The following is a 23,509-nucleotide window of genomic DNA, read 5'->3' as shown; positions in this document are numbered from 1 at the left end:
GCTAACGCTGTTAGCCCATCGTAGGCTAACAGCGTTAGCCGCGCAAGCCTCCGACCGCCGTGCTGCGGGGGCGGCATGATGGTCGACGTGCGCGCCCTCGTGAAGACCGAAGCCGGCCCGGGACTCCAGCTCGTCGACGTCCCGGAGCCGTCGTGCGGTGATGCCGACGTCAAGATCCGCGTCCTGCGAGCGGGCCTGTGCGGCACCGACCTCCACCTCGAGCAGTGGGACGACTGGGCGGCGTCCGTGGTGAGGGCGCCGATGACGATCGGTCACGAGTTCTACGGCGAGGTCGTCGAGGTGGGCTCGCTCGTCGACCACATCTCCGTCGGTGACCGCGTCTCGGGGGAGGGCCACCTCGTCTGCGGGAACTGCCGCAACTGCCGCGCCGGCCGGCGTCACCTGTGCATCAAGACCGTCGGGGTCGGCGTCAACCGCGACGGCGCGTTCGCGGACCACGTCGTCATCCCGGCCATGAACGCCTGGGTGCAGCCGGCCGACCTCGACCCGGACCTCGGGGCGATCTTCGACCCGCTCGGCAACGCCACCCACACGGCCCTGCAGTGGCCGGTGGTCGGTGAGGACGTCGTCGTCACCGGCGCCGGGCCGATCGGCGTCATGGCCGTGGCGATCGCCCGTCACGCGGGCGCGCGTCGCATCGCCGTCACCGACATGAGCGACGAACGGCTCGCGCTCGCGAAGGGGGCGGGAGCCGATCTCTGCGTCAACGTGGCCCGGGGCGAGACGCTGGCCCGGGCGCAGGAGCAGCTCGGGATGCTCGAGGGCTTCGACATCGGGCTCGAGATGTCCGGCGCGCCGCGGGCCGTCGAGGACATGCTCGCCAACCTCAACCACGGCGCGCGGGTGGCGATGCTCGGCCTGCCCAAGGACCCGTACCCGATCGACTGGGGGCGGGTCATCACGCACATGATCACGATCCGCGGGATCTACGGTCGCGAGATGTTCGAGACCTGGTACCTCATGGGCTCGATGCTCGCGACGAGCCCGGCGCTGCGCGATGCGGTCCAGTCGGTCATCACGCACCGGTTCCGCGCGGAGGAGTGGGAGCGCGGGTTCGAGGTGGCTCGGTCCGGCAAGTGCGGCAAGGTCGTTCTCGACTGGAGCTGAGCGCCGGGCACGGAGCAAGGGTCGACGTCAGGACTGCCGGCCCCACATCTGGACCAACGTCCAGCCACTGCTGTAGGTGTCCGAGAGGGCGACTTGGTCGTCGTCGAGCACCGTGGCCGAGCCGGGGTCGTCGACCGGCACAGCAAGCAGAGCCCTCGCCGTGTCGCTGCCCGACCAGGCGACGTAGACGAGCGTTTCGCCGTCCGGGGACCACGCGACGGAGTACGGGTACCACGTTCGTCCACCCACCTCCGGCGGACCGATGACGGTCTCGCTTCCGTCCACGGCGTCGACGAGGACGACCTCGTGCCTCTCGCCGGAGGTGCCGAGGATGAGGCGTTGGTAGGCGATGCGCTCGCCCGTGGGCGACCAGACCGGCCCGATGCCGTGGCTCGCGTTCCCGATGGCAGAGCGGAGGACACGCTGGCCGCCCCCGTCGGCGTCGATGGTCCCGAGCTGGGGCACCTGGTCCTCGCCACCGACATAGGCGAGGGTTGCGCCGTCCGGTGACCAGCTGACGTGGGCCGCGTCGACGGTGTCGATCTCGCGGAACCGACCCGTTGACACCGAGTAGATGGTGATCGGGGTGCTCGTCCTGGGCGCATCGCGGTTCGCGCCCTGGTCGCCGGCGATCGCGAGCTCGTCCGTCCCGGGCCGCCACTCGAGGTCGTTGGGCCGGAAGCCGGGCAGCTTTCGAATGGTCTGTGTCTCGGTGTCGACGACCCACACCTCGTTGGTTGCGGCCAAGGCCACCCAGCGCCCATCCTGCGCCCACACCGCACATGGGTGCGGGTCGAAGCCGGGGAGCCTGGTGAACCCGTTGAGCCGGATGAGCTTGCCGTCCTGCGAGTCCTCCAGTGGTGCGATGGCCAGCTCGGCCACGCGCGAGCCGGGGCCCTCGCCCGCGCGAACCAGGCCGTACATCAGGCGACGTCCGTCCGGCGACCAGGCCGGGCACGAGGCACTGACCCCGTCAACACCACTTCGTTGGATGTCGAGGGCCTGCCCGCCAGGTCGTGCGACACGGATCGACCCACCGTCCGCGGCCGACTGGTAGGCGACCCAGCCCAGCGCGCCGTTCACCTCTGCCGGGACGCGGGGGACATGGGGAGCGGCTGGGAGCGCGTCCCCCTGGCGCGGGCCCAGGACAGCCCACATGGCGATCGCCGCCACGAGTGCGGCTGCGGCGACGGACGCGGTCGCGGCGACCCGCCGGTGGCGGCGGGCACGTCGACCCGTGTCGACGTAGGACCACGCGTCGAAGTCCACTGCCCGCGGGTCGGCGTCGATGGCGGCGTGCAGCCGAGCGGCCCAGGTCTCCTCTGGGGTGCTCATGCCAGATCCTCGCTTCGGTAGTGAGGAGCGAGGGCGTGCTCGAGCTTGTGCAGCCCAGCAGCGCACTGGCTCTTGACGGTGCCCTCGCTGATGCCGAGGTCGGCCGAGGTCTCGGCGACGGACAGTCCCCAGTAGTGCCGGAGGACGACGATCCGTCGCTGTCCGATCGGCAGGGCCCTGAGTGCCCGGAGGAGGGCCGTGTGGTCGTCCCCGGCAGACTCCACAGCCTCGCGGGCCGGCGGCTCGTGCCCCTCGAGCGACTCGGTCTCTCGGCGCCACGGCCGCCGGGTCTCGTCGATGTGGACGTTGACGATGATCCGGCGGGTGTACGCGTTGAGACGGTCGCCGCGCCCCAGGCGCGGCCAGGCGAGGTAGAGCTTGAGCAGGGCGCTCTGGACGAGGTCGTCGGCCTGGGCCGCGTTGCCGCAGAGCAGGTACGCCGTGCGCCACAGCGTCGGTCGGGACGTCGCGACGAACTCCGCGAACTCGTCATCCCGTACGTCCGCCTTCATGGCGACCTCCGTTCCCTTCAAGTGTCAAACGGAACGGCGCCGCGATCGGTTGTATCGAGGGATCTCGGGAGTCGACCCCGAGGTCCGGTCGACCTCCGCCCGGGGGCGGACGGCATACGCTGGCTGACGTCTGCCACCAGCGAACGAGAGGTATGCCGTGTACGGATCCGTGAAGGACGAGCTCGCCGCGACGCTGGCCGAGATCGAGGCGGCCGGCCTCTACAAGCGGGAGCGCGAGCTGATCACGCCGCAGTCCTCGCACGTCGGCACGAGCGGCGGTGAGGCGCTGAACTTCTGCGCCAACAACTACCTCGGCTTCGCGGACCACCCGGAGGTCGTGGAGGCCTCTAAGGCGGCGCTGGACGAGTGGGGCTTCGGGATGGCGTCGGTGCGGTTCATCTGCGGGACGCAGACGCAGCACTCGCTTCTCGAGCGACGGCTCAGCGAGTTCCTCGACCTGGAGGCGACGATCCTCTACTCCTCGTGCTTCGACGCCAACGGCGGGGTCTTCGAGGTGCTGTTCGGGGCCGAGGACGCGATCATCAGCGACGAGCTCAACCACGCGTCGATCATCGACGGCATCCGGCTGAGCAAGGCGCAGCGGTACCGCTACAAGAACGCGGACATGGTGGGCTTGCGTGCGCAGCTCGAGTCCGCCGTCGCGGCGGGTGCACGTCGGAAGGTCGTCGTCACCGACGGCGTCTTCTCGATGGACGGGTTCTACGCCCCGCTCGACGAGATCTGCGACCTCGCGGACGAGTTCGAGGCGATGGTCCTCGTCGACGACTCGCACGCCGTGGGGTTCGTGGGGGCGAACGGGCGCGGCACGCCGGAGCTGTTCGGGGTGCAGGACCGCGTCGACATCGTCACGGGCACCCTCGGCAAGGCGCTGGGCGGGGCGTCCGGCGGCTACGTCTCGTCGCACCAGGAGGTCGTCGACCTGCTGCGTCAGCGCTCCCGTCCCTACCTGTTCTCGAACTCGGTGGCACCCGGCGTGGTGGCGGGTTCGCTCAAGGCCATCGAGCTGGTCGACTCGTCCAGCGAGGAGCGAGAGACGTTGCAGCGCAACACCTCGCTGTTCCGCGAGCTCATGACCGAGGCGGGCTTCGAGCTGCTCCCGGGGTCGCACCCGATCACGCCGGTGATGTTCCCCGGCGAGGACGGTGCGCGCGTCGCCGCCGAGGTCGCGGACCGGATGCTGGCCGACGGGGTCTACGTCATCCCGTTCTCGTTCCCGGTCGTGCCGCGAGGGAAGGCGAGGATCCGGGTGCAGCTGTCGGCGGCCCACTCCGAGGAGGACGTCCGACGCTGCGTCGACGCCTTCGTCAGGGCACGCGAGGTCGACGCCCGGGCGACCTGAGCCGGTCGCTCGCTGGCCCCCCGGGCGACGCTGCGACGGCGTGGTTCGGGACGGCCGGCCGGGGCGCGTCGGTCACCCGACGGTGCCGGCGAGGTGCTGCCTGAGGATGCGCACGACGAACGCGTGGTCCTCCCGCTGCGGCAGCCCCGACACGCCCATCCACCCCACGACGCCCGCGTCGCGCGTGCGCAGGGGAACGGCCCCGCCGGATGCGGCGTACTCCGCGGGCTGGAGGAGGAACTTCTCCTCCAGGGTGGTGTCCAGGTCGCGGCACATCTGCCCCACGTGGAGGGAGGAGTGCTCGAAGCGCATGACGACACGTCCCTTGCGGCGCAGCCACTCGTCGTTGTCCTGCGTGGACCCGGGCAGTGCGACGTGGAACAGCTGGTGCTCGCCCCGCCAGAGGCCGACGACGATGGGCATGCCCTCGGCCCAGGCGGCATCGACCGCGAGCCGGCCGAGGTCGTAGGCGACCTTCTCGTCCAGGGACGGCAGGACGGTCTCGTCCTCGTCCTGCTGCAGCTGCTGCAGCGTGGGCCAGGCGTCGTCGGCGAGCAGCACTGTCGGTCTCCTCTTGTCGGGCGCGCGCGGTCGGGCGCGGGATGTGGATGTCGGGGAGCGTATCGGCGTGGCCGCCGGGAGGGCGGCGGCCTCCAGCCCTCCTAGTGCGTCGACAGGTTGTGGGTGAAGTGGATGCCGGGCTCCAGCGTGCCGTCCGGCTTCTGCGCGCGGTACTCGAGGTCGACCTTCGCGAACGCGAGGACGACCTCCTCGCGGGAGGCGTCGCCCTCGGCAGTGACGGTGAGGGAGACCCGGGTCACGAGGAGGTCGGTCATCGTGATGACGAGGTGCTCCTGCGGGTGGGCGCCCCCGGTGCGGACCGTGACCGTGCCGTCCCGGAGGTGCTCACCCCTGGCGCACGCCTTCAGGAGCAGGGGCGACGCCTTGTCGATGTGGTGGGTGAAGGTGAAGGCGTGGAAGCTCGCCCGGCCGGCGCCGGCACCACCGCCGACACCGCCTCCGTGCCCGGTCGCGCCCGAGCTGGACACCCCCCACGACCACGACAGGACGTCGATCTCGTCCTGGTGCCGGGCGTCGCGCGACTCCCCCTTGATGGAGCCGAGGCGGGCGAAGATCGACAGGGCCATGGCGCTCCTTTTGGCCGCGTGGTCGGACCACCCCAAGGTCGTCCTGTCGGTGGCCCGTGTCAACCCTCGTCGACCGCGTCGGGCCGCACCGCCCGCCGGACCGCGTGCCCGTCAGTCGCTGAGGCGGCTGTGGTCGAGGTGGATGCGCTCGGGCGTGTGGAGCCTGACCATGACCCGTGTCGTGTCGCGCGGCACGGAGCCCGGCGTCGCGAGCGACACCACGACCGCGACGCTGAACGCGAGCGGGGTGCACCAGGCGGCAGGGTTCGCGAGCAGGGCCCCGGCCCACCCGGACAGGGGAGCGGCCACCACCGTGGCCGTGGCCGCCGCCGTCGCCGCCACCGCACCGACGATGAGTCCGGCGGCCGCGCCCGCGCGGCTGAGCCGGCGCCACCACACCCCGAGCATGAGCAGCGGCGCGAAGGTCGCCGCCGCCAGCGAGAAGGCGAACCCGACGGTCGTCGCGATCCCGATGGGTTCCATCGAGCGCGACAGGACGAACGGGATGACGACGGCGACGGCGGCCGCGACGCGGAAGCCGCCGAACCCCATCGCGTCCCCGCCGGTGAGGCGGGCCAGCCGGGGCCGGATGAACTCCTGGTGCAGCACCCCGGTCACCGACATCGCCAGGCCCGACGCCGTCGACAGCAGCGCGGCGAACGCCCCGCCGGCCAGCATCGCGGTGAGCACGTCCCCGCCGATCCCCTCGACCACCCGCCCCGGCAGCTGCAGCACGATCGTGTCGGACCGGACCCCCGGCGGCAGGGACGGCAGGTGCACGCGGCCCAGCGCGGCATACACAGGGGGGAGAAGGTAGAAGACACCGAGCAGCGCGACCACGGTGACGGTCGTGCGCCGCGCCGCGACCCCGTCGGGGTTGGTGTAGTAGCGCACGAGGACGTGCGGCAGCCCCATCGTGCCGAGGCACAGCGCCACCATCATCGACGTCGAGCGGTAGACGGGGTGGTCGTCACCGGAGGCCGCGACGAACGGCTCCGACCACGACACCGGGACCTCCGGAACCGCTGCGCCGGAACGCATCCAGAGCGCGAGCAGCACAAATGCCGGAACGGCCAGCGCGGTGAGCTTGATCCAGTACTGCACCGCCTGGACGAACGTGATCGAGCGCATCCCGCCGGCCCCGACGGCCAGCGCGACGACGACCGCGACGACGAGCGCCCCGACCCACTGTGGCGCACCGGTCACCAGCTGCAGCGCCAGCCCGGCACCCTGGAACTGGGGCACGAGGTACAGCCAGCCGATGGCGACGACGAGCAGCGCCGCGAGGCGCCGGATCCCGATCGACCGCAGCCGAGCCTCGGCGAAGTCCGGCAGCGTGTACGCCCCCGAGCGCCGCATCGGCGCCGCGACCATGACGAGCAGGACGAGGTAGCCCACGGTGTAGCCGACGGGCAGCCACAGCAGGTCCACACCCTCGTCGTAGATCAGCCCCGCGACGCCGAGGAACGAGGCGGCAGAGAGGTACTCACCGGAGATCGCACTCGCGTTGAGCCGCGGAGACACGGTCCGCCCGGCGACGTAGAAGTCCGACGTCCGCCGCGACAGGCGCAGCCCGAGGCCGCCGACGGCGACCGTGGTGAGGCACACGAGCGTGACGGCGATGATCGAGAAGGTCTGGGTCACGACGGGTCCGACCGTGGCGACACGACGTCGGCGAACTCCGCCTCGATCCGCTCGGCCTGTCGCACATAGGTTCTCGCGGTCAGCCACGTCGCCGGGTAGACCGCCACCCCGAGCACGAGCCACGGCAGCGGCAGCCCGAACAGCACGGTCGTCCGCGCCGCCGGCACGGCGATGAGCAGGACGGAGAAGCCCGCGACGGAGAGGACGAGGACACCCAGGACGCTGAGGCTGAGCCGCAGCTGGGCCCGCATCAGGCCGGCGAGGTAGACGTCACCGAGCTCGGTCTGCTCGTCGAGGTCGGTCGCGAGCGGCCGGCTGCCCCCCGTGACCGCGCTCCGCCGGGAGCTGGTGACCCGCACGCGGGCGGGGACCCCGCCACGGTCGACCATGCTCAGTCGCCGCCGGGGGAGGAACGCCGTTCACCCAGGGGTCGCCGCAGCAGGAGGTCGCGAAGAGCCCGTGTGTGCCGTCTGCTCACCTGGAGCTCGATGTCACCGATGAGGACCGAGCACCGTCCGTGGTCCATCCGGACCTCGGTGACGTGGGCCAGCGCGACGAGGGTGGAGCGGTGGATCCGGACGAAGCCGTGCGTCCCCCACCTGTCCTCGAGGACCGCGAGGGGGACGCGGATGAGGTGGCTGCCCTCGCCGGTGTGCAGCCTCGCGTAGTCACCCGAGGCCTGCGCGTAGCGGATCTGCGAGCGGGAGATGAAGCGCGTGACGCCGCCGAGCTCGACGGGGATGGTCTCGTCCTCCTCGACCGGGCCGGGCTCGGGGACGGGAGCGCGGGTCCCACGCTCTGCGTGGGCCGGCATACCCGCCTCGTCATGCTTGGCCACGACGCGACGGACGGCCTCTGCGAGCCGCTCGCCGCGGACCGGCTTCATCACGTAGTCGGTGACGGCCAGCGCGAAGGCGTCGACGGCGTGCTGCTCGTGCGCGGTCACGAAGACGAGCTGCGGCGGTGAGGCGAAGCGGGCGAGCACCCGGCCCAGCGCCATGCCGTCGAGGCCGGGCATCGAGATGTCGCTGAAGATGACGTCGATGTCGTGGACCTCGAGCATCTGGAGGGCCTCGGTCCCGTTCGTCGCCGTGAGGACCTCGCCCACCCGGTCGTCCTGGGTCAGCAGGAACCGGACCTCGGAGAGGGCGGGGAGCTCGTCGTCGACGACGAGGGCTCGCAGGGAGCCGTCGGGGGCCATGCGGCCGAGACTACCGAGCGGTCGGCCGACTGATCAGTCCGCGTGCACTCCCGGCGCGTACTTCGGCACCCGGAAGCTCACCCGCGTCCCGGCGCCGACGGCCGTCTCGACGACGAGCCCGAACTCGTCCCCGTAGACCTGGCGCAGCCGGGCGTCGACGTTGCCGAGACCCACGGAGTCGGCCCGCGACTGACCGTCGAGGATGCGCTGCACCAGCTCGGGCGAGGTCCCCACGCCGTCGTCCTCGATCGAGATCTCGGTCTCCGACCCCTGGTCGGACGCCGTGATGGTCACGTGCCCGATGCCCTCCTTCGTCGCGAGGCCGTGGCGCACGGCGTTCTCCACGAGCGGTTGCACCGCGAGGTAGGGGACCCGCACCGGGAGGACCTCCGGCGCGATGAGGAGGGAGACCTGGAGGCGCTCGCCGAACCGGGCCTGCTCGAGGACGAGGTAGCGCTCGACGTTGCGCAGCTCCTCGGCGAGGGTCGTGAAGGCGCCGCCCTCACGCAGGGCATAGCGGGTGAAGTCGGCGAACTCGAGCAGCAGCTCGCGCGCCCGCTCGGGGTCGGTCCGCACGAACGACGCGATGGCGCCGAGGGAGTTGAAGATGAAGTGCGGGCTGATCTGGGCCCGCAGCGCCCGCAGCTCGGCCTCCATCGCGCGGGTGCGGGTGCGGCCGAGCTCGGCGACGTCGAGCTCGGCCGAGACCCAGCGGGCCAGCTCACCGGTGGCCCGGGCCAGGCCCGCTGACGCGGTCGGGGCGTATGCCGTGAGCGTCCCGACGACCTTTCCCTCCGCGAGCAGGGGGGCGATGACGGCCGACCGGACGGGGCAGTCGGGGTCGCTGCAGGTGAGGACGTCGGACCCGAGCACGGTCAGCGTGCCCGAGAGGCGGGTGGCCGACGCGTGGGCGTGGGCGTCGGGTCCGTGGTGCTCGCCCGGCCCGGTCCACCCGAGCAGGCCGGCGGCGTCGCAGATGGCGACGGCCCGGGCCCCGAGGATGGAGAGCAGGTGCCGACCCGCCTTCTCTGCCGCGTCGGGGGTGAGCCCGTCACTGAGATGGCGCGAGGCCAGCGACGCCGTGTGCAGGGTCTGGTAGGTCACCCGGTCGACCGTCGAGAGGAAGCCGCGCCGCCGACCCCGGCGCGCGACCCAGAGGAGGAGCCCCACGAGCAGCACCGCGGCGAGCACGACGACCGCCGTCGGCCAGTGCAGGGAGGACGCCATGGCCGCCACCCTAGGGCGGTGTTGCCAGGCACCGCGCGACGCCGCCCGACACCGCTCGACTCTGGCGGAACCACCCGGCATACGCTCGCCGCATGACGGAGTTCGACGACCTGGTGCGCATCGAGGACGGCCGGGCGGACATCTCGCCCGGCTGGGTCGTGGGGGCGGCCGTCAACGGTGGGGCCCTCATGTCGCTCGCGACCCGGGCCGCCGTCGAGGCGACCGGCGCCCTCGACGCGCACACGGACCCGGTGGCCTTCAGCACGACGTTCCTCGCGGCGGTCCAACCGGGCGCCGTGGACGTCACGACCGAGGTGCTGCGCGCCGGGCGGTCCTTCTCGACGTCCGAGGTGACGCTGTCGCAGGGTGGGGTCGTCTGCGTCCGGCACACCGCGACCTTCGCCGACCTCGACGTGCACAGCGAGCCCGTCCACCGCGCGGAGACGCCGCCCGAGATGCCCGAGCCGGAGTCGTGTGCCCCGGCCGTGCGCGCCGGCTTCGCCGAGCAGATCACCATCCTCGACCGGCTCGACCTGCGGATCGACCCCGCCACGGTCGGCTGGGCGGTCGGCCAGCCGGCCCGCGACGGTGAGATGCGCGCCTGGATCCGGTTCGCCGACGGACGCGAGCCCGACACGACGGCGCTGCCGTTCTTCCTCGACGCGATGCCGCCGGTCACCTTCACCTTCGGCGCGCTCGGCTGGGCGCCGACCATCGCGTTCTCCGGTCATGTGCGCTCCCGCCCCGCGCCGGGCTGGCTGCGGATGCGGATCACGACCCGCAACGTCGTCGGCGGCCTCTTCGAGGAGGACGCCGTGATCTGGGACTCCCGCGACCGGGTCGTCGCCCAGTCCCGCCAGCTCGCGGGTGTTCGTATGCCGGCCGCTCCCGTCGCGTCGTAGGGCTCGCCACCGTGACCGACACGTCCGCGGACCTCACGTCCGCCGTCACCGCCCTCGCCGGACTGCCCGGAGTCGCCGACCGGATCGACGCCGCCCGGGCGGCGTGCACCCAGCTGCGGTGGCACAACGCCCTCCGCCGACGCATCCCCGAGGCCGCCGCCGAGTCCCGGGTGCGTGGCGCGTGGGCCAGCGGAGAGCTCGACGGCGCCCGGCTGTCGGTCGACATCGTCCGCGACCTCATGCGCGGCGCGGTGACGTGGCACGACGACCCGGATCCGGTCGAACAGGTCATGCGGGGCGTCATCGCCGCGACCGCCGAGACCGAGCGGCTGGGCCACGTCGTCCTCACCGCCCCGATGCAGGCCCTCGCCCGGCTCCACACCGCGGCCGCGGCCGGCCTCGTGCCCGACTCCGAGCTGGGCCGACCCCGCTTGGACGGGGAGGACTGCCGGGAGTTCGTCGAGATCGGGGAGGCGCCGTCCGCGGCGGCCGCTCGCGCCCGGCTGCAGCGGGTCGTCGCCGTTCTCGCGCACACCCGCTCGCTGCCCGTGCCCGTCGTCGCGGCGCTGGTCCACGCCGAGATCGTCACGGCTCGTCCCTTCACCCGCGGCAACGGGGTCGTCGCCCGGGCCGCGGAGCGGGCCGTCGTCCAGGCGGGCGGGCTCGACCCGACGGGCGTCGCGGTCACCGAGGCGGGGCACGGGACGGGCGGTGGGCCGGCCTACCTCGGTGGGCTCACGGCATACACCCGCGGTGACGCGGCGGGGGTCGGCCTGTGGGTGACGCACTGCTGCGACGCCATCGTCTCGGGCGCCGCGGAGGGCGAGCGGATCGCCGACGCGGTGCTCGCCGGCCGCCTCTCCTGACCGTTTGTCAAGTCTTGTTCTCCCCTCCCGAGGGGAGTACACATGAGCCATCGGTCAGGCCCCCCGGGGAACCGACCGACCGATGAACAACCGCGAGACGCAACGGGTACCCACGCGCGGGCAGTCCACTGATGGACCGGTCTGTTCGGGCTTGACCCGGTACGACGGCAATGAATGTGCACGCTTGGTCGCCCTGCACGCTCGCGGCGGATGACGCCCCTCCCTCCGAGGGGCGTCATCGTCGGGTCTGCCGTTGTGACCATTTCCCGGCTGGTTATGGGCGTTTGGTTGCACGCACCGCAGCGATGGGCAACGATGGTGCCATCGCTCCCCTTCGGGGTCGTAGCGAAGGGCGGTCCGGCTCCTCCCCCCCGGAGCCAGGCCCGCTCGACGGCCCCGGTCATCCCCCCGACCGGGGCCGTCGCCTGTCCCCGGGCGGATCGCGGTCGCCGTCGTCCACAGCCGGGCCAGGTCCACCCCGCCGTCCACAGGCGGCGGACCCGGGCTGGTGCCCGGGACCGAGGGGCGCCACCGTCGGTGGATGACCCCACCTCCGACACCTCTCGTGGTCGTCCTCGGCGCCAGCGGCGGACTCGGTGCGTCGACGTGGTCGGCCGCCCTGGCCCGCCGGCTGTCCCTCCACCTCGGTGAGTGCGTGCTCGTCGACGCCGACCTGCGCGGCGGCGGGCTCGACATGACCTGCGGCATCGAGCACGTCCCCGGTCTGCGCTGGCCCGACCTCGTGCGGCTGCGCGGGACGACGTCGTGCGAGAGGCTCGTGGCGGCTCTGCCCACGGGTGAGGTCCCCGTGCTGTCGGCGGGTGGGCGAGGTGGCGCCGTCCCCGCGTCCGTCGTGGCCGACGTCCTGGCCTCGCTGCGGGGGATCGTCCCGGTGGTCCTGGACGTCCCGGCCCGAGGCGGCGTGGGACCCGACCTGTGGGCGGACGCGTCGGCGGTGCACGTCGTCGCGGGGGTGTCGGCGCGCCAGCTCGCCGACGTCGGCGTGGTGCTGAGCGAGCTCGAGGGGTCCGGGGTCGGGCTGGTGACCCGATCGGACGGTGCCCCGCCGACCCGCTTCGACGAGGTCCTCGAGGAGCTGGGTGCCCCGCACCTGGCGCACGTCCGCACCGACCCGCGGGTGCGCCGTGACGGCGAGCAGGGCGAGTGGCCGGGGGTGCGAGGGCCGTTGCGGGACAGCGCGGACCGGGTGGCACTCGACCTCGTCGAGTTCCTCGCGGAGGGGGCGGCGTGACCTCCCGGGACGATGCGCGCCCCGACGGGGTGGACGCGGTCATCCGATCCGGCCGACCCCCGGACGAGAGGGTCATCGCCGACCTCACGGGAGCGGTCGAGCTCGGAGTCGACGGTGCCGCCGAGGAGGGCGAGCGGCTGCGCGAGCAGGTCCTCGGGCTGGGCCCCCTGGCCATGTGGGTCGCCTGCGACGACGTGACCGACGTCCTCGTCAACGGCGACGGCCGGGTGTGGGTGGACAGGGGCGGGGGACTGGAGGACACCGGGGTGGCGCTCGACGCCGGTGCGGCGCGGGCGCTCGCGGTGAGGCTCGCCGGCCTGGCTCGGCGCCGCCTCGACGACGCACAGCCGTGGGTCGACGGCGTGCTCCCCGGCGGGGTGCGGCTGCACGCGGTCCTCCCGCCGCTCGTCGAGGCGGCGACGCACCTCAGCCTGCGCGTGCCACGCCGCCAGCCGGTGGGGCTGGCCGGGCTCCGGTCGCTGGGATCGGTGGGCGACGAGATGGCCGCCCTGTTGCGGCGGGTGGTCGAGGCCCGGCTGTCGTTCCTCGTCGTCGGGGGGACGGGGGCCGGCAAGACGACGGTGCTCGGGGCCCTGCTGGCCGAGTGCGGTCCCCGGGAGAGGCTCGTCGTCGTCGAGGACGTCCGCGAGCTCGCGCCACACCATCCCCACGTCGTGCGGCTCCAGGGACGGACTCCCAACGTCGAGGGCGCCGGGGCCGTGACGATGGTCGACCTCGTGCGCCAGGCGCTGCGGATGAGACCGGACCGGCTCGTCGTGGGCGAGGTGCGTGGCGCCGAGGTTCGCGAGCTGCTGGCCGCCCTCAACACCGGCCACGAGGGTGGCGCCGGGACGGTGCACGCCAACGGGATCGACGAGACCCCGGCGCGGCTCGAGGCGCTGGGCGCCCTCGCAGGGCTCGGTCGGGAGGCGGTGCACGCGCAGCTCCGCGGGGCGGTCCAGGTCGTCGTCGACGTCGCCCGGGCCGGCCCGTCGCGCTACGTGCGTGCAGTCGGCGTGACCCGCTGGGACGGCGCCGAGGTCGTCGTCGACGAGGCCCTCGTCGTGGGCGCCGATCCGGACGAGGCGCACGGTGGGCCGGGTGGTGGTCGTGCGCGGGCGGGCGACGCGAGCCGTGGCGACGCGCGGGCTGGTGGCGTCGACGTCGACGCGGTGCGTACCGGACCGGGGGCGGAGCGGCTTCGCGAGCTCCTCCGGGCGCGAGGGCGGACGCGGTGATGACGGCCCTGCTCGTCGCGCTCAGCGCCCTCGCGGTCCTCCTCCGGCCCCGCGGGCGACCGTCACCGTCGGCGTGGGCGCCGACGGTGGGGGAGTCGGCTCCGGCATCCGGACCGCACGCCGCCGAGAGCGCCACAGGTCTGCGCGTGCGGCTCCGGCGGCTGGCGTCCACGACGGAGCGCCCCGGCCGGTCGGCCCCCGGGTGGGTGGCCGAGTTCGCGGAGCTCTCCGCCGTCGGGCTCGAGGCCGGTCTCCCCGGGGTCGAGGCGGCCCGCCTGGCGTGTGCCGTCGGCGCCGGGACGTCGGTGCGGATGCGCGACGTCGGTGAGCTCGTCGCCGCCACCGAGGCGGACGGCGGCCGGCTGGGCGACGCGCTGCGTCAGGCCGCGGAGGACGACCACGACCTCGCCCTCCTCGCCGCCGCCTGGCGACTCTCGGAGGAGCTCGGCCTGGCCACGGCGCCGGCGGCGCGGCTGACCGCGGAGGTCCTGAGGGAGCGCAGCGCGGGCGCGGAGCGACGGACGGTGCTGGCCGCGGGGCCCCGGGCGTCGATGTGGCTGCTCACGATGATGCCCTTGAGCGGCCCGGTCGTCGCGCTGCTTCTCGGCCTTCCCGTCGCCGAGGTCTACGGCCACGGCGTGGCCGGAGCGGCTGCCCTCGCCGGCCTCTGCCTCACCGCTCTGGGCTGGGCGTGGTCGCGGCGCCTGCTCAGCAGGGCGCTGCGACCGGCGGTGGTGTCGTGATGCTGGCCGGGGCGCTCCTCCTCGTGCTCGCCGCGGTGCTCGTGTGGCCCTCACCGGCGCGGGCACCGGCGGCGGTCGCGGCCGTGCCACGGAACCGGGCAGCCGCTCGACCGCGTTGGCTCGACCACGGCGAAGAGGTGCCACCCCGCCCGCACACCGCCTCATCCGTCACCGTGGACTCCGCCGCCGACGCGCTGGTGCTCACCGCCCTCGCCCTGCGGGCCGGGCTGGCGCCGGTCGAGGCACTCGAGGCGGTCGCCGACGAGATCCCGGCTGCGACCGGTCACCAGCTGCGCGTCGTGGCGAGCGCCCACCGGTGGGGCCAGGACGCGGCGCAGGCGTGGACCCACGTCGGCGCCGCGTGGCGGCCAGCCGCCGTGGCGTGGCAGGCGGCCGAGCGGTCGGGTGCCGCACCCGCCGGGGTGGTCCTCGCGGCGGCCGAACGGATGCGACGTCAGGAGTCGGCCCGGGTCGAGGCAGCCGTCCAACGGGCCGGGGTGCTGCTCGTCCTTCCGCTTGGGCTGTGTTTCCTCCCGGGGTTCGTCGCCACGACCGTGGTGCCGGTCGTCCTGCACCTCGCGCGCTCCGCCCTCGTCACCGGCTGACCACGCGACGACTGCCAAGAGGACTAGGCAGCACTGGGCACTTTGCATGATCAACGGTGGCAACGGTTCGCACGGGATCACCGACGGTTACGGTCGCTCGAGGAAGGCGATGGGGGTCCCCTGCCGCACGTGACCTCGGCCCCACCGGGTCGGAGCCGCACACCGTTGGTCGCACCCCGACCGGGACGACGAGGGAGAGACGTATGCCGATCACGAGGACGCGCACGCGTCGGACGGCTGCTGTCGGCGTGGGGGGGCGACGCTGAACGCTCGGTCGTGGGTGAGGAACGCCACGATGATGGGTCGACACGCGTCGCAACGGGACGTGCCCGAGGGCACGTCCCGTGTCCCCGCGTCCCGACGTGCGCTCGGCATCGCGGGGATGGTCCTGGCCGCGACCGGCGTCGCGCTCCTCTCCCAGGGCTGCGGAGGCCCGGTGGGGGAGGCGCGCAGCGTTGCTTCCACCCCGTCGCCGCCCGTCGGGTCGCAGTCCCCCTCGACACCGGCCACACCCAGCGCCTCCACGTCGAGCACGCCCACGACGACTCCGCCCTCGTTGCCGTCCGCGACGAGCGCCGGGCCGGTCGCGTCACGCAGCGCTACACCCGTAGCGCCGAAGACCATGAGCCCTCCGAAGGCGAGGACCGGGGGACCCATGTCGCTCCAGGCGCCGTCCATCGACGTCGCGGGTTCCCTGCGGCGCACGTCCGCCGTCAACGGAGTCGTCAACCCGGACCCGGGGACGATGGCGTGGATCTCCGGCTACGGGCGCGTCCGTCCCGGTGAGGTCGGGACCGCCGTCGTCGCCGGCCACGTCGTGAACGGCCGCCGCGCGGACGTCTTCCACGACCTGCAGTCGATCCGGCGCGGCGACCAGGTGACGGTCTTCGACGCCGCGGGCCGGGGCATCGTCTACACCGTCACGGCCACCCGGGTCGCGACGAAGAAGGCGGTGAGCCGCGACGCCGCCGTCTGGGGCGCCAACCGCTCGGTGAAGCGGATCGCCCTGATCACGTGTGACGACGACGACGGCTTCCGCGCCGACGGCCACCGAGTGTCCAACTTCGTCGCCATCGCCGAGGCCCGCTGACCCTCTCGCCGTCCACAGACGCCCCGGGCGCCTCCGCCCGTCCACAGATGCGCGATCTCGGGGTGGTCCGGCCCGGCACCCTCCGCTGGACTCGTCCCAAGCAGGGAGAAGCCCTGCACTGATCGAGGAGCTCAGCCGTGACATCACGTCTCTCGCGCCGCCTGGCGCACCTCCGGAAGTCCGTCGAGGCGGGGATGACCACGGCGGAGTACGCCGTCGGCACCCTCGCCGCCTGCGCCTTCGCCGCCGTGCTGATGGCCGTCGTGCGCTCGGGCCCGGTGAAGTCCGCGCTCGCCAAGGTCATCACCGCGGCGCTGGGCACCGGTTCGTGACGCTCGAGGAGCCGGTCCCCTGTCGGGTCCGCGAGCCGCGCCGTCGAGGAGGTCGGCGCGGGGAGGGCGGCATGGTGACGGCCGAGATCGCCGTGGCCCTGCCCGCCCTCCTGCTCGTCCTCACGCTCGCCCTGAGCGCGCTGTCGATGGTCTCGGACGAGGTCCGCTGCGTCGACGCCGCCCGCGTCGGTGCTCGGTTGCTGGCCCGGGGCGAGGGCCCCGGCGGAGTTCGCCTCGCGGTGTCCCGTCAGGCCCCGACCGGTGCCGACATCGTCATGGACGTGACCGGGGAGGCGATCCGGGTCGAGGTCTCGAGCGACGCTCCACGACTGGTGCGCCTCCTCGGGCTGGCAGCGCGGCCGCGAGGGGTGTCGCACGCGGTGGTGGAGTCCGCCCCGTGAGGCCGCACGGACAGCGGTCCGGCCACGGCAGGCGTGGACGGTGGTCCGGCCATGGCAGGCGGGAACGAGGATCGGGGACCGTGCTCGTCGTGGGAGCCATCGGCCTGGTCGTCGTCCTCACGACGGCCGGCCTGCACCTCGGGTCCGCCGCCGCTGCCGCCCATCGGGCCCGAGCGGCCGCCGACCTCTCCGCGCTGGCCGCGGCGGCGGCGATCCAGTCCGGGGCCCGTGAGCCCTGCGCGCGAGCGGCGGCTCTCGCCCACCGCAACGCCGCCCGACTGGAGAGCTGCTCCATCGTCGGCGCCGAGGCCGTGGACATCCGGGTCAGCGCACGGACCGCGCTCTCGTGGCCCGGCGTGCCAGCCAGGGCGACGGCTTCCGCCCGCGCCGGACCGGCGGACGCGAGGGCGGGCGGCCCGTGACGAGACGCGTGAGGGGCCGCGACGCGACACGCGACAGGCCACGCCGCCGGTCGCGACCACCCGACGGGCCATGCCGCCGAGCGCGACGACTGGTGGCGCCGAGCGCGACTGATGGCGCGGCCGCGCCATCCCAGGCCCAACAGGACCTTGGGGTGGGGGTGGCTCCGCGGGGTCAGGGGCGGCGGTCGGGGCGGTCGCGCAGGTCGTTCTCGGCGATCTCCGCGCGGCGGCGGGCCTCCTCGGTCGAGAGGTGCTGCTCCTCGACGCGCTCGTCACCGTCGCGGCGCAGCGCGGAGGTCTCCTCCTCGTGGCGGCGGCGCTCCTCGGCCAGCTGGCGCTCGCGCTGGGCGAACTCCTCCTGCATCTTGCGCTCCCCGTCGACCCGGCGCTGCTCGGCGAGCGTGGCTTCCTCCTTGGCCCGGCGGCGGCGTCGGCTGCCGCGCTTGATGCCGTGGCGCATGAGGGCCCAGCCGAGCCAGAAAACGCTGATGACGGCGGCACCGGTGAGCAGCAGCGCCAGCGGCGGGAGGCTGACCGTGCCGTTGAGGATGTCGATGTCGACCCCGTCGGTGAGGGCGGAGGTGCCTTCGAAGAGCAGGATGCCCGCGGCGACGGCGAGCAGGACGAGGATGAGGCCGAGGATGATCACGTGTTGGAGGCTAGCCTGAAAATCCGGCGTCGTGCCCGTCAGGGGAGCCGTGTTGGTTCACGAGGGACGCGACATGAGGACGACGTCGAGCAGCCGGATCGCCCGGGCCTTGTCGAGTGGCTCGTTGCCGTTGCCGCACTTCGGCGACTGCACGCACGACGGGCACCCCCGCTCGCAGCGGCACCGCGCGATCGCGTCCCGCGTCGCCTCGATCCACTCGCCGAACGACCCGTGGGCCCGCTCGGCGAAGCCCGCGCCGCCCGGGTAGCCGTCGTAGACGAGGATCGTCGGCAGGCCGGTGTCGGGGTGCTGGTCGGTGGAGACCCCACCGACGTCCCAGCGGTCCGACGTCGCCACGAGGGGGAGCATGCCGATGGCCGCGTGCTCGGCCGCATGCGCGGCCCCGGGCACTTGGGCCTCGTCGATGCCGGCCTCCTCGAGGAGGTCCAGCGGCATGGTCCACCAGACCCCACGGGTGACGAGTGAACGTTCGGGCAGGTCCAACGGATGGGTGCCGAGCACCTCTCCGGACGGAAGACGGCGCAGGAACGAGACCACCTGGGTGGTCACCCGCACCGAGCCGAAACAGACGTCGATCTCGCCCCACTGGTGCCGGCGCTGGGCGCCGAGGATCTCGAACGACCCCCGGGACTGCGAGTGCGTGCTCCACCCCGGGTCGCCACGGACGACGGTCGCGACCGACTGCTCGAGGTCGAGGTCGGTGACGACGAACGGGTCCCCCTGGTGCACGTGCACCGCCCCCGTGTGGACCTGGGAGTGCGCCGAGGCCTCGTCGATGGTCCCGAGGACCCGCCCGCTCCGTCGCTCGACGATGGAGACCACCTCGGTCGTCCCGCGCAGGTTGAGGTGGTCGCCCGGTCGGTCGTCACGGGCCCAGAACCACCCCGTCGGCCGGCGCCGCAGGATGCCCCGGGCGACGAGCAGGTCCACGACGCCGCGCGCACTCGTCCCGAACATCGGCAGGTCGTCCTCGGTGAGGGGCAGCTCGTGGGCGGCTGCGGCGAGGTGGGGGGCGAGCACGTGCGGGTTGGTCGGGTCCATCACCGTCGACTCGATCGGGGCGCCGAAGATCGCCTCCGGGTGGTCGAGCAGGTAGGTGTCGAGCGGGTCGTCGGCTGCGATGAACACCGCGAGCGACTCCCGCCCGGACCGGCCGGCGCGACCCGCCTGCTGCCAGAGGTTGGCCCGCCGTCCGGGCCATCCGGCGAGCAGGACCGCGTCCAGGCCGGTGATGTCGACGCCGAGCTCGAGGGCGTTGGTGGCCGCCAGCCCGCGCAACTCACCGTCGCGCAGCGCGCGCTCGAGCTCGCGCCGCTCCTGGGGGAGGTAACCGCCCCGGTAGGCCGCGACCGTCGCCCCGGCCGTGCCCCCGACCTGCCCGAGCCGCCGCCGCGCCGAGGAGGCCAGGGCCTCGACGCCGGCGCGGCTGCGGGCGAAGGCGAGGGTCTGGACGTCCGCCTCGACGAGGTCGGCGAGCAGCTCGGCGGCCTCCGTCGTCGCGGAGCGCCGGGTGTCGTCCACCATCGGCGGTTCCCACAGGGCGAAGGTGAGCGCCTCCCGAGGCGAGCCGTCGGTCTCGACGGCCGTGACCGGCATACCCACAAGGCGGCTCGCGTGGGACGCGGGCTGGCTGACGGTCGCGGAGGCGAGCACGAAGGTCGGCTGCGAGCGGTAGCGGCCCGCGACGCGGCGCAGTCGGCGCAGCACCGACGAGACGTGCGAGCCGAAGACCCCCCGGTAGATGTGGCACTCGTCGACGACGACGTAGCGCAGCGACCGCAGGAAGGGTGCCCAGTGCTGGTGGCCCGGCAGGAGGGAGTGGTGCAGCAGGTCGGGGTTGGTGAGCACGACGTTGGCGTGCTCGCGGATCCAGCGACGCTCCTCCACGGGGGTGTCACCGTCATAGGTCGCCGCCCGCACCCCGGGGAGGGCGAGGGCCTCGATCCGGGCGAGCTGGTCGGCCGCCAGGGCCTTCGTCGGGGCGAGGTAGAGCACGGTCGCGCCGCGCCCGGTGGGGGAGTCGAGCCCGTCGAGCACGTCGGACAGCGCCGGCACGAGGTAGCCCAGGCTCTTGCCCGAGGCGGTGCCGGTCGAGAGGACGACGTGCGACCCCCGGTGCGCGAGGTCCATCGCCTCGCGCTGGTGCGACCACGGGTGCTCGATCCCGCTGCCGGTGAGGCTGGCGAGCAGGGGCGGGGCCACCCACTCCGGCCACGGCGCGACCCGGGCCGGGCGGGCGGGGAGCCGCTCGACGTGCCGCAGCCGGGCCGCGCGGTCACCGGCCGCAAGAGCGGCCAGTATCTCGGTCGGCTCGGCGGAGGATGACACGCGCGTTACGGTAGTCCGGTGCTGCGACAGTGGTCGTGGCGTCCACGCCCGCGGTCCATCGCCACGCGCGTGCCGAGCGCGGATGAGATGCGAGCAAGGAGCCGACTGCGGTGAAGCTGTCAGTGTCGACCAGCGAGCGAGGCGACGTCGTGGTCGTGACCGTCTCCGGTGAGGTGGACGTCTACACCGCGCCCCAGCTGCGGTCCGCCCTCGAGGACCGGATCGCCGCTGGCCAGACCTCTCTCGTCGTGGACCTCGAGGACGTCGGTTTCATCGACTCGACGGGTCTGGGCGTCCTCGTCGGCCGGCTCAAGGTCGTGCGCAAGACCGACGGCTGGCTCAGCGTCGTGTGCACCAACGAGCGGATCCTGCGGCTGTTCGCGATCACCGGGCTCGACCAGGTCCTGCCCGTGCACGACAGCGTCGACGCCGCGGTCGTGGCTGCGGGCTCCGGGCTGTCCGAGCCCGACGTCCACGCCTGACCGACCCCTCCTGATCGGCCCACCGGCGGCGTGAGAGCAGTCACACCGGCCGGCCGTGGCTGCATGTGATGTGAGTCACCGGGTAAGGTCCACCCCGCGTCTGCCTGCGGGAAATTCGATCTCCGGGCCCTGACGACGCACACCCGTCAAGGAGGATGGAATGGCTGCACTCGCGCTCGCACCGGCCGAGGCGAGTTCCACGCTGGACCTCACCGGATCGAACGTCACGCTGGTCGTGGGGGTCGCGGTCATCGCCGTGATCGCCCTCGCCATGGGTTTCGTCTTCCGGCAGCAGGTCCTGCGTGCGGACACCGGTACAGACAAGATGCGCGAGATCGGCGCTGCCGTCGAAGAAGGAGCACAGGCGTACCTCGCGCGCCAGTTCAAGACACTCAGCATCTTCGTCGTGCTCGTCTTCGGCCTGCTGCTCCTCCTGCCCGCGCCCGACTGGAACATCAAGCTCGGTCGCTCGGGCTTCTTCGTCGTCGGAGCCGTCTTCTCGGCCACGATCGGCTACCTCGGGATGCAGATCGCGACCAAGGCCAACGTCCGCGTCGCCGCGGCGTCGCGCGGACCCAACGGTCGTGACGAGGGCATGCGGATCGCCTTCCGCACCGGCGGCGTCGTCGGCATGGCGACCGTGGGCCTCGGCCTGCTCGGCGCCTCGATCGTCGTCCTGCTCTACAAGGCCGAGGCCCCCAAGGTGCTCGAGGGCTTCGGCTTCGGCGCCGCCCTGCTCGCGATGTTCATGCGTGTCGGCGGTGGCATCTTCACCAAGGCCGCCGACGTCGGCGCCGACCTCGTCGGCAAGGTCGAAGCCGGCATCCCCGAGGACGACCCGCGCAACGCCGCGACGATCGCCGACAACGTCGGCGACAACGTCGGCGACTGCGCCGGCATGGCCGCGGACCTCTTCGAGTCGTATGCCGTGATGCTCGTGGCCGCTCTCATCCTCGGATCCGTCGCGTTCGGCTCCTACGGCCTGGTCTTCCCGCTGCTCGTCCCGGCGATCGGTGCGGTCACCGCGCTCATCGGTGTCTTCATCACGAAGGCGCGCGGCAACCAGAGCGCCCTCGACGCCATCAACCAGGGCTTCTACGTGTCGGCGGCCATCGCGGCCGTCCTCTCCGGAATCGCTGCCTGGCTCTACCTCCCCGCCACGTTCGCCGAGCTCGGTGCGCGCGACGAGGCGGTCAGCGCCCTCGACGGCAACCCCCGGATCACGGCGATCCTCGCGGTCGTCATCGGCATCGTCCTCGCGGCGGTCATCCTCTGGCTCACCGGCTACTTCACCGGCACCGACAAGCGCCCGACCAAGGACGTCGCGCGCACGTCGCTCACCGGTGCGGCCACCGTCGTCCTCTCGGGCATCGGTGTCGGCCTCGAGTCGGCCGTCTACACGGCAGCCATCATCGGCAGCGCCGTCTACCTCGCGTTCCTCCTCGGCGGCGGCTCGGTCGCGCTGTCGCTCTTCCTCATCGCGCTCGCCGGCTGTGGGCTGCTCACCACCGTGGGCGTCATCGTCGCCATGGACACGTTCGGCCCGGTCTCGGACAACGCGCAGGGCATCGCCGAGATGTCCGGTGACGTCGACGCAGAGGCCGCGCAGATCCTCACCGAGCTCGACGCGGTCGGCAACACGACCAAGGCCATCACCAAGGGCATCGCCATCGCGACGGCCGTCCTCGCGGCGACCGCCCTGTTCGGGTCGTACACCGACGCCTGGCAGACCGCGATCGGCGAGATCGACGCGAGCGCCCTCAACGAGGACCAGATCGCCGCGGGCAACAAGGTCATCCAGGACGCCCAGGCGCTCGTGACCAACCCGTCGACGCTGGTCGGCCTCTTGCTCGGTGCGGCTGTCGTCTTCCTCTTCTCGGGCCTGGCCATCAACGCGGTGACCCGCGCGGCCGGTGCCATCGTGTTCGAGGTGCGTCGCCAGTTCCGCGAGATCCCCGGGATCATGGAGGGAACGACCAAGCCCGAGTACGGCAAGGTCGTCGACATCTGCACCAAGGACTCGCTGCGCGAGCTCACCACTCCCGGCCTGCTCGCGGCCCTCAGCCCGGTCATCATCGGGTTCGGCCTCGGCATCGGAGCCCTCGCCGGCTTCCTCGCCGGCGCGATCGGCACCGGCTGCCTCATGGCCGTCTTCCTCGCGAACTCGGGCGGCGCCTGGGACAACGCGAAGAAGATCGTCGAGGACGGCAACCACGGTGGCAAGGGCAGCGCGGCCCACGAGGCGACCGTCATCGGTGACACCGTCGGTGACCCGTTCAAGGACACCGCCGGTCCGGCGATCAACCCGCTCATCAAGGTCATGAACCTCGTCGCGGTGCTCATCGCCCCGGCGATCGTCATCCTGTCGGTCGGTGACGGCGCCAGCGCGCCCATCCGCTACGGCATCGCGGCCGTCTCGCTCATCATCGTCGTCACGGCCGTGGCGATCTCCAAGCGTCGCGACCTCGCCATCGGCGGCGGTGACGACGAGGGTGAGCCCGTCTCGCAGTTCGACGCGTCGGCACCGGACTCGGGGGCGATCACCGGACCCGGCGAGGCCGTCGAGGTGTCGCTGGAGAAGGACGACCACGTCGAGGCGACCGCACCGCGCTGAGGCGCGCAC

25 protein-coding genes are annotated in these 23,509 nt (G+C 73.1%); 14 read left to right on the top strand and 11 right to left on the bottom strand.

Annotated features, from left to right (window positions below; translation table 11 throughout):
- Positions 1–87 precede the first annotated feature (87 nt).
- On the top strand, positions 88–1,128 hold the full coding sequence (tdh, locus tag AC3EU2_RS05095) for an L-threonine 3-dehydrogenase (RefSeq protein WP_488178636.1): 1,041 nt from the start codon (positions 88–90) through the stop codon (positions 1,126–1,128).
- Positions 1,129–1,155: 27 nt separating this feature from the next.
- Here the strand turns inward: tdh and AC3EU2_RS05090 are convergent, their stop codons facing one another.
- Entirely contained in the window at positions 1,156–2,463 is a 1,308-nt protein-coding gene (locus tag AC3EU2_RS05090; protein WP_488178635.1) for a hypothetical protein, read from the bottom strand.
- On the bottom strand, positions 2,460–2,975 hold the full coding sequence (locus tag AC3EU2_RS05085) for a SigE family RNA polymerase sigma factor (RefSeq protein ID WP_488178634.1): 516 nt from the start codon (positions 2,973–2,975) through the stop codon (positions 2,460–2,462). Before AC3EU2_RS05085 ends, AC3EU2_RS05090 begins: the two co-directional genes overlap by 4 nt.
- Positions 2,976–3,132: 157 nt before the next feature.
- Here AC3EU2_RS05085 and AC3EU2_RS05080 point away from each other — a divergent pair, with 157 nt between their 5' ends.
- Positions 3,133–4,335: a glycine C-acetyltransferase gene (locus tag AC3EU2_RS05080; RefSeq protein ID WP_488178633.1), complete on the top strand. Its 1,203-nt coding sequence runs from the start codon at positions 3,133–3,135 to the stop codon at positions 4,333–4,335.
- Between the two features lie 72 nt (positions 4,336–4,407).
- On the opposite strand, the gene AC3EU2_RS05075 is transcribed toward AC3EU2_RS05080, so the two are convergent.
- From AC3EU2_RS05075 to AC3EU2_RS05050, 6 genes are all read right to left on the bottom strand, one after another.
- Positions 4,408–4,896: a heme-degrading domain-containing protein gene (locus AC3EU2_RS05075; RefSeq protein WP_488178632.1), complete on the bottom strand. Its 489-nt coding sequence runs from the start codon at positions 4,894–4,896 to the stop codon at positions 4,408–4,410.
- Between the two features lie 101 nt (positions 4,897–4,997).
- Complete coding sequence (locus tag AC3EU2_RS05070; protein ID WP_488178631.1) at positions 4,998–5,483, bottom strand: Hcp family type VI secretion system effector; 486 nt, start codon at positions 5,481–5,483, stop codon at positions 4,998–5,000.
- A 111-nt stretch (positions 5,484–5,594) separates the two neighbouring features.
- A complete protein-coding gene (locus AC3EU2_RS05065) occupies positions 5,595–7,127 on the bottom strand; it encodes a sodium/solute symporter (RefSeq protein WP_488178630.1) in 1,533 nt (510 codons plus the stop codon).
- A complete protein-coding gene (locus AC3EU2_RS05060; protein WP_488178629.1) occupies positions 7,124–7,516 on the bottom strand; it encodes a DUF485 domain-containing protein in 393 nt (130 codons plus the stop codon). The genes AC3EU2_RS05065 and AC3EU2_RS05060 overlap by 4 nt, the downstream gene beginning before the upstream one ends.
- Before the next feature lie 2 nt (positions 7,517–7,518).
- Positions 7,519–8,328, bottom strand: coding sequence for a LytR/AlgR family response regulator transcription factor (locus tag AC3EU2_RS05055; RefSeq protein ID WP_488178628.1), 810 nt, complete (start codon positions 8,326–8,328; stop codon positions 7,519–7,521).
- A gap of 33 nt (positions 8,329–8,361) precedes the next feature.
- Positions 8,362–9,555 (bottom strand): sensor histidine kinase, encoded by a 1,194-nt coding sequence (locus AC3EU2_RS05050; RefSeq protein WP_488178627.1) that lies wholly within the window; start codon positions 9,553–9,555, stop codon positions 8,362–8,364.
- Between the two features lie 92 nt (positions 9,556–9,647).
- Here AC3EU2_RS05050 and AC3EU2_RS05045 point away from each other — a divergent pair, with 92 nt between their 5' ends.
- From AC3EU2_RS05045 to AC3EU2_RS05020, 6 genes are all read left to right on the top strand, one after another.
- Positions 9,648–10,457, top strand: coding sequence for a thioesterase family protein (locus AC3EU2_RS05045; protein WP_488178626.1), 810 nt, complete (start codon positions 9,648–9,650; stop codon positions 10,455–10,457).
- An 11-nt stretch (positions 10,458–10,468) separates the two neighbouring features.
- Positions 10,469–11,323, top strand: a complete 855-nt coding sequence (locus tag AC3EU2_RS05040) for a Fic family protein (protein WP_488178625.1) — start codon at positions 10,469–10,471, stop codon at positions 11,321–11,323.
- Positions 11,324–11,864: 541 nt separating this feature from the next.
- Positions 11,865–12,575: a CpaE-like family protein gene (locus AC3EU2_RS05035; protein ID WP_488178624.1), complete on the top strand. Its 711-nt coding sequence runs from the start codon at positions 11,865–11,867 to the stop codon at positions 12,573–12,575.
- A complete protein-coding gene (locus tag AC3EU2_RS05030; RefSeq protein ID WP_488178623.1) occupies positions 12,572–13,813 on the top strand; it encodes a TadA family conjugal transfer-associated ATPase in 1,242 nt (413 codons plus the stop codon). The genes AC3EU2_RS05035 and AC3EU2_RS05030 overlap by 4 nt, the downstream gene beginning before the upstream one ends.
- A complete protein-coding gene (locus tag AC3EU2_RS05025) occupies positions 13,813–14,556 on the top strand; it encodes a hypothetical protein (RefSeq protein ID WP_488178622.1) in 744 nt (247 codons plus the stop codon). Before AC3EU2_RS05030 ends, AC3EU2_RS05025 begins: the two co-directional genes overlap by 1 nt.
- Complete coding sequence (locus AC3EU2_RS05020) at positions 14,556–15,161, top strand: type II secretion system F family protein (protein ID WP_488179442.1); 606 nt, start codon at positions 14,556–14,558, stop codon at positions 15,159–15,161. The genes AC3EU2_RS05025 and AC3EU2_RS05020 overlap by 1 nt, the downstream gene beginning before the upstream one ends.
- Before the next feature lie 210 nt (positions 15,162–15,371).
- Here AC3EU2_RS05020 and AC3EU2_RS05015 read toward each other — a convergent pair whose 3' ends face one another.
- Positions 15,372–15,818 (bottom strand): hypothetical protein, encoded by a 447-nt coding sequence (locus AC3EU2_RS05015; RefSeq protein ID WP_488178621.1) that lies wholly within the window; start codon positions 15,816–15,818, stop codon positions 15,372–15,374.
- Here AC3EU2_RS05015 and AC3EU2_RS05010 point away from each other — a divergent pair.
- The 4 genes from AC3EU2_RS05010 (at position 15,817) to AC3EU2_RS04995 (ending at position 17,406) form a co-directional block, all read left to right on the top strand.
- Positions 15,817–16,251 (top strand): class F sortase, encoded by a 435-nt coding sequence (locus tag AC3EU2_RS05010; protein WP_488178620.1) that lies wholly within the window; start codon positions 15,817–15,819, stop codon positions 16,249–16,251. The genes AC3EU2_RS05015 and AC3EU2_RS05010 overlap by 2 nt on opposite strands.
- 137 nt (positions 16,252–16,388) lie before the next feature.
- The gene (locus AC3EU2_RS05005; protein ID WP_488178619.1) at positions 16,389–16,583 is read left to right on the top strand and encodes a DUF4244 domain-containing protein; all 195 of its coding nucleotides are present in this window, start codon (positions 16,389–16,391) and stop codon (positions 16,581–16,583) included.
- A gap of 71 nt (positions 16,584–16,654) precedes the next feature.
- The gene (locus AC3EU2_RS05000) at positions 16,655–16,984 is read left to right on the top strand and encodes a TadE family type IV pilus minor pilin (RefSeq protein WP_488178618.1); all 330 of its coding nucleotides are present in this window, start codon (positions 16,655–16,657) and stop codon (positions 16,982–16,984) included.
- Positions 16,981–17,406, top strand: a complete 426-nt coding sequence (locus AC3EU2_RS04995) for an Rv3654c family TadE-like protein (protein ID WP_488178617.1) — start codon at positions 16,981–16,983, stop codon at positions 17,404–17,406. Before AC3EU2_RS05000 ends, AC3EU2_RS04995 begins: the two co-directional genes overlap by 4 nt.
- Positions 17,407–17,578: 172 nt before the next feature.
- Here the strand turns inward: AC3EU2_RS04995 and AC3EU2_RS04990 are convergent, their stop codons facing one another.
- Positions 17,579–18,055: a hypothetical protein gene (locus AC3EU2_RS04990; RefSeq protein WP_488178616.1), complete on the bottom strand. Its 477-nt coding sequence runs from the start codon at positions 18,053–18,055 to the stop codon at positions 17,579–17,581.
- Between the two features lie 57 nt (positions 18,056–18,112).
- Positions 18,113–20,404 (bottom strand): DEAD/DEAH box helicase, encoded by a 2,292-nt coding sequence (locus tag AC3EU2_RS04985; RefSeq protein WP_488178615.1) that lies wholly within the window; start codon positions 20,402–20,404, stop codon positions 18,113–18,115.
- A gap of 110 nt (positions 20,405–20,514) precedes the next feature.
- On the opposite strand from AC3EU2_RS04985, the gene AC3EU2_RS04980 reads away from it, so the two are divergent.
- Together AC3EU2_RS04980 and AC3EU2_RS04975 are read left to right on the top strand one after the other, a co-directional pair.
- Positions 20,515–20,886, top strand: a complete 372-nt coding sequence (locus AC3EU2_RS04980; RefSeq protein ID WP_488178614.1) for an STAS domain-containing protein — start codon at positions 20,515–20,517, stop codon at positions 20,884–20,886.
- Between the two features lie 160 nt (positions 20,887–21,046).
- Positions 21,047–23,500, top strand: coding sequence for a sodium-translocating pyrophosphatase (locus AC3EU2_RS04975; RefSeq protein ID WP_488178613.1), 2,454 nt, complete (start codon positions 21,047–21,049; stop codon positions 23,498–23,500).
- Positions 23,501–23,509 lie beyond the last annotated feature (9 nt).

Source organism: Knoellia sp. B-D-2 (assembly GCF_057714695.1).
Note: the sequence above shows the minus strand (reverse complement) of the source record. Positions and strands in the feature narration are given on the sequence as shown.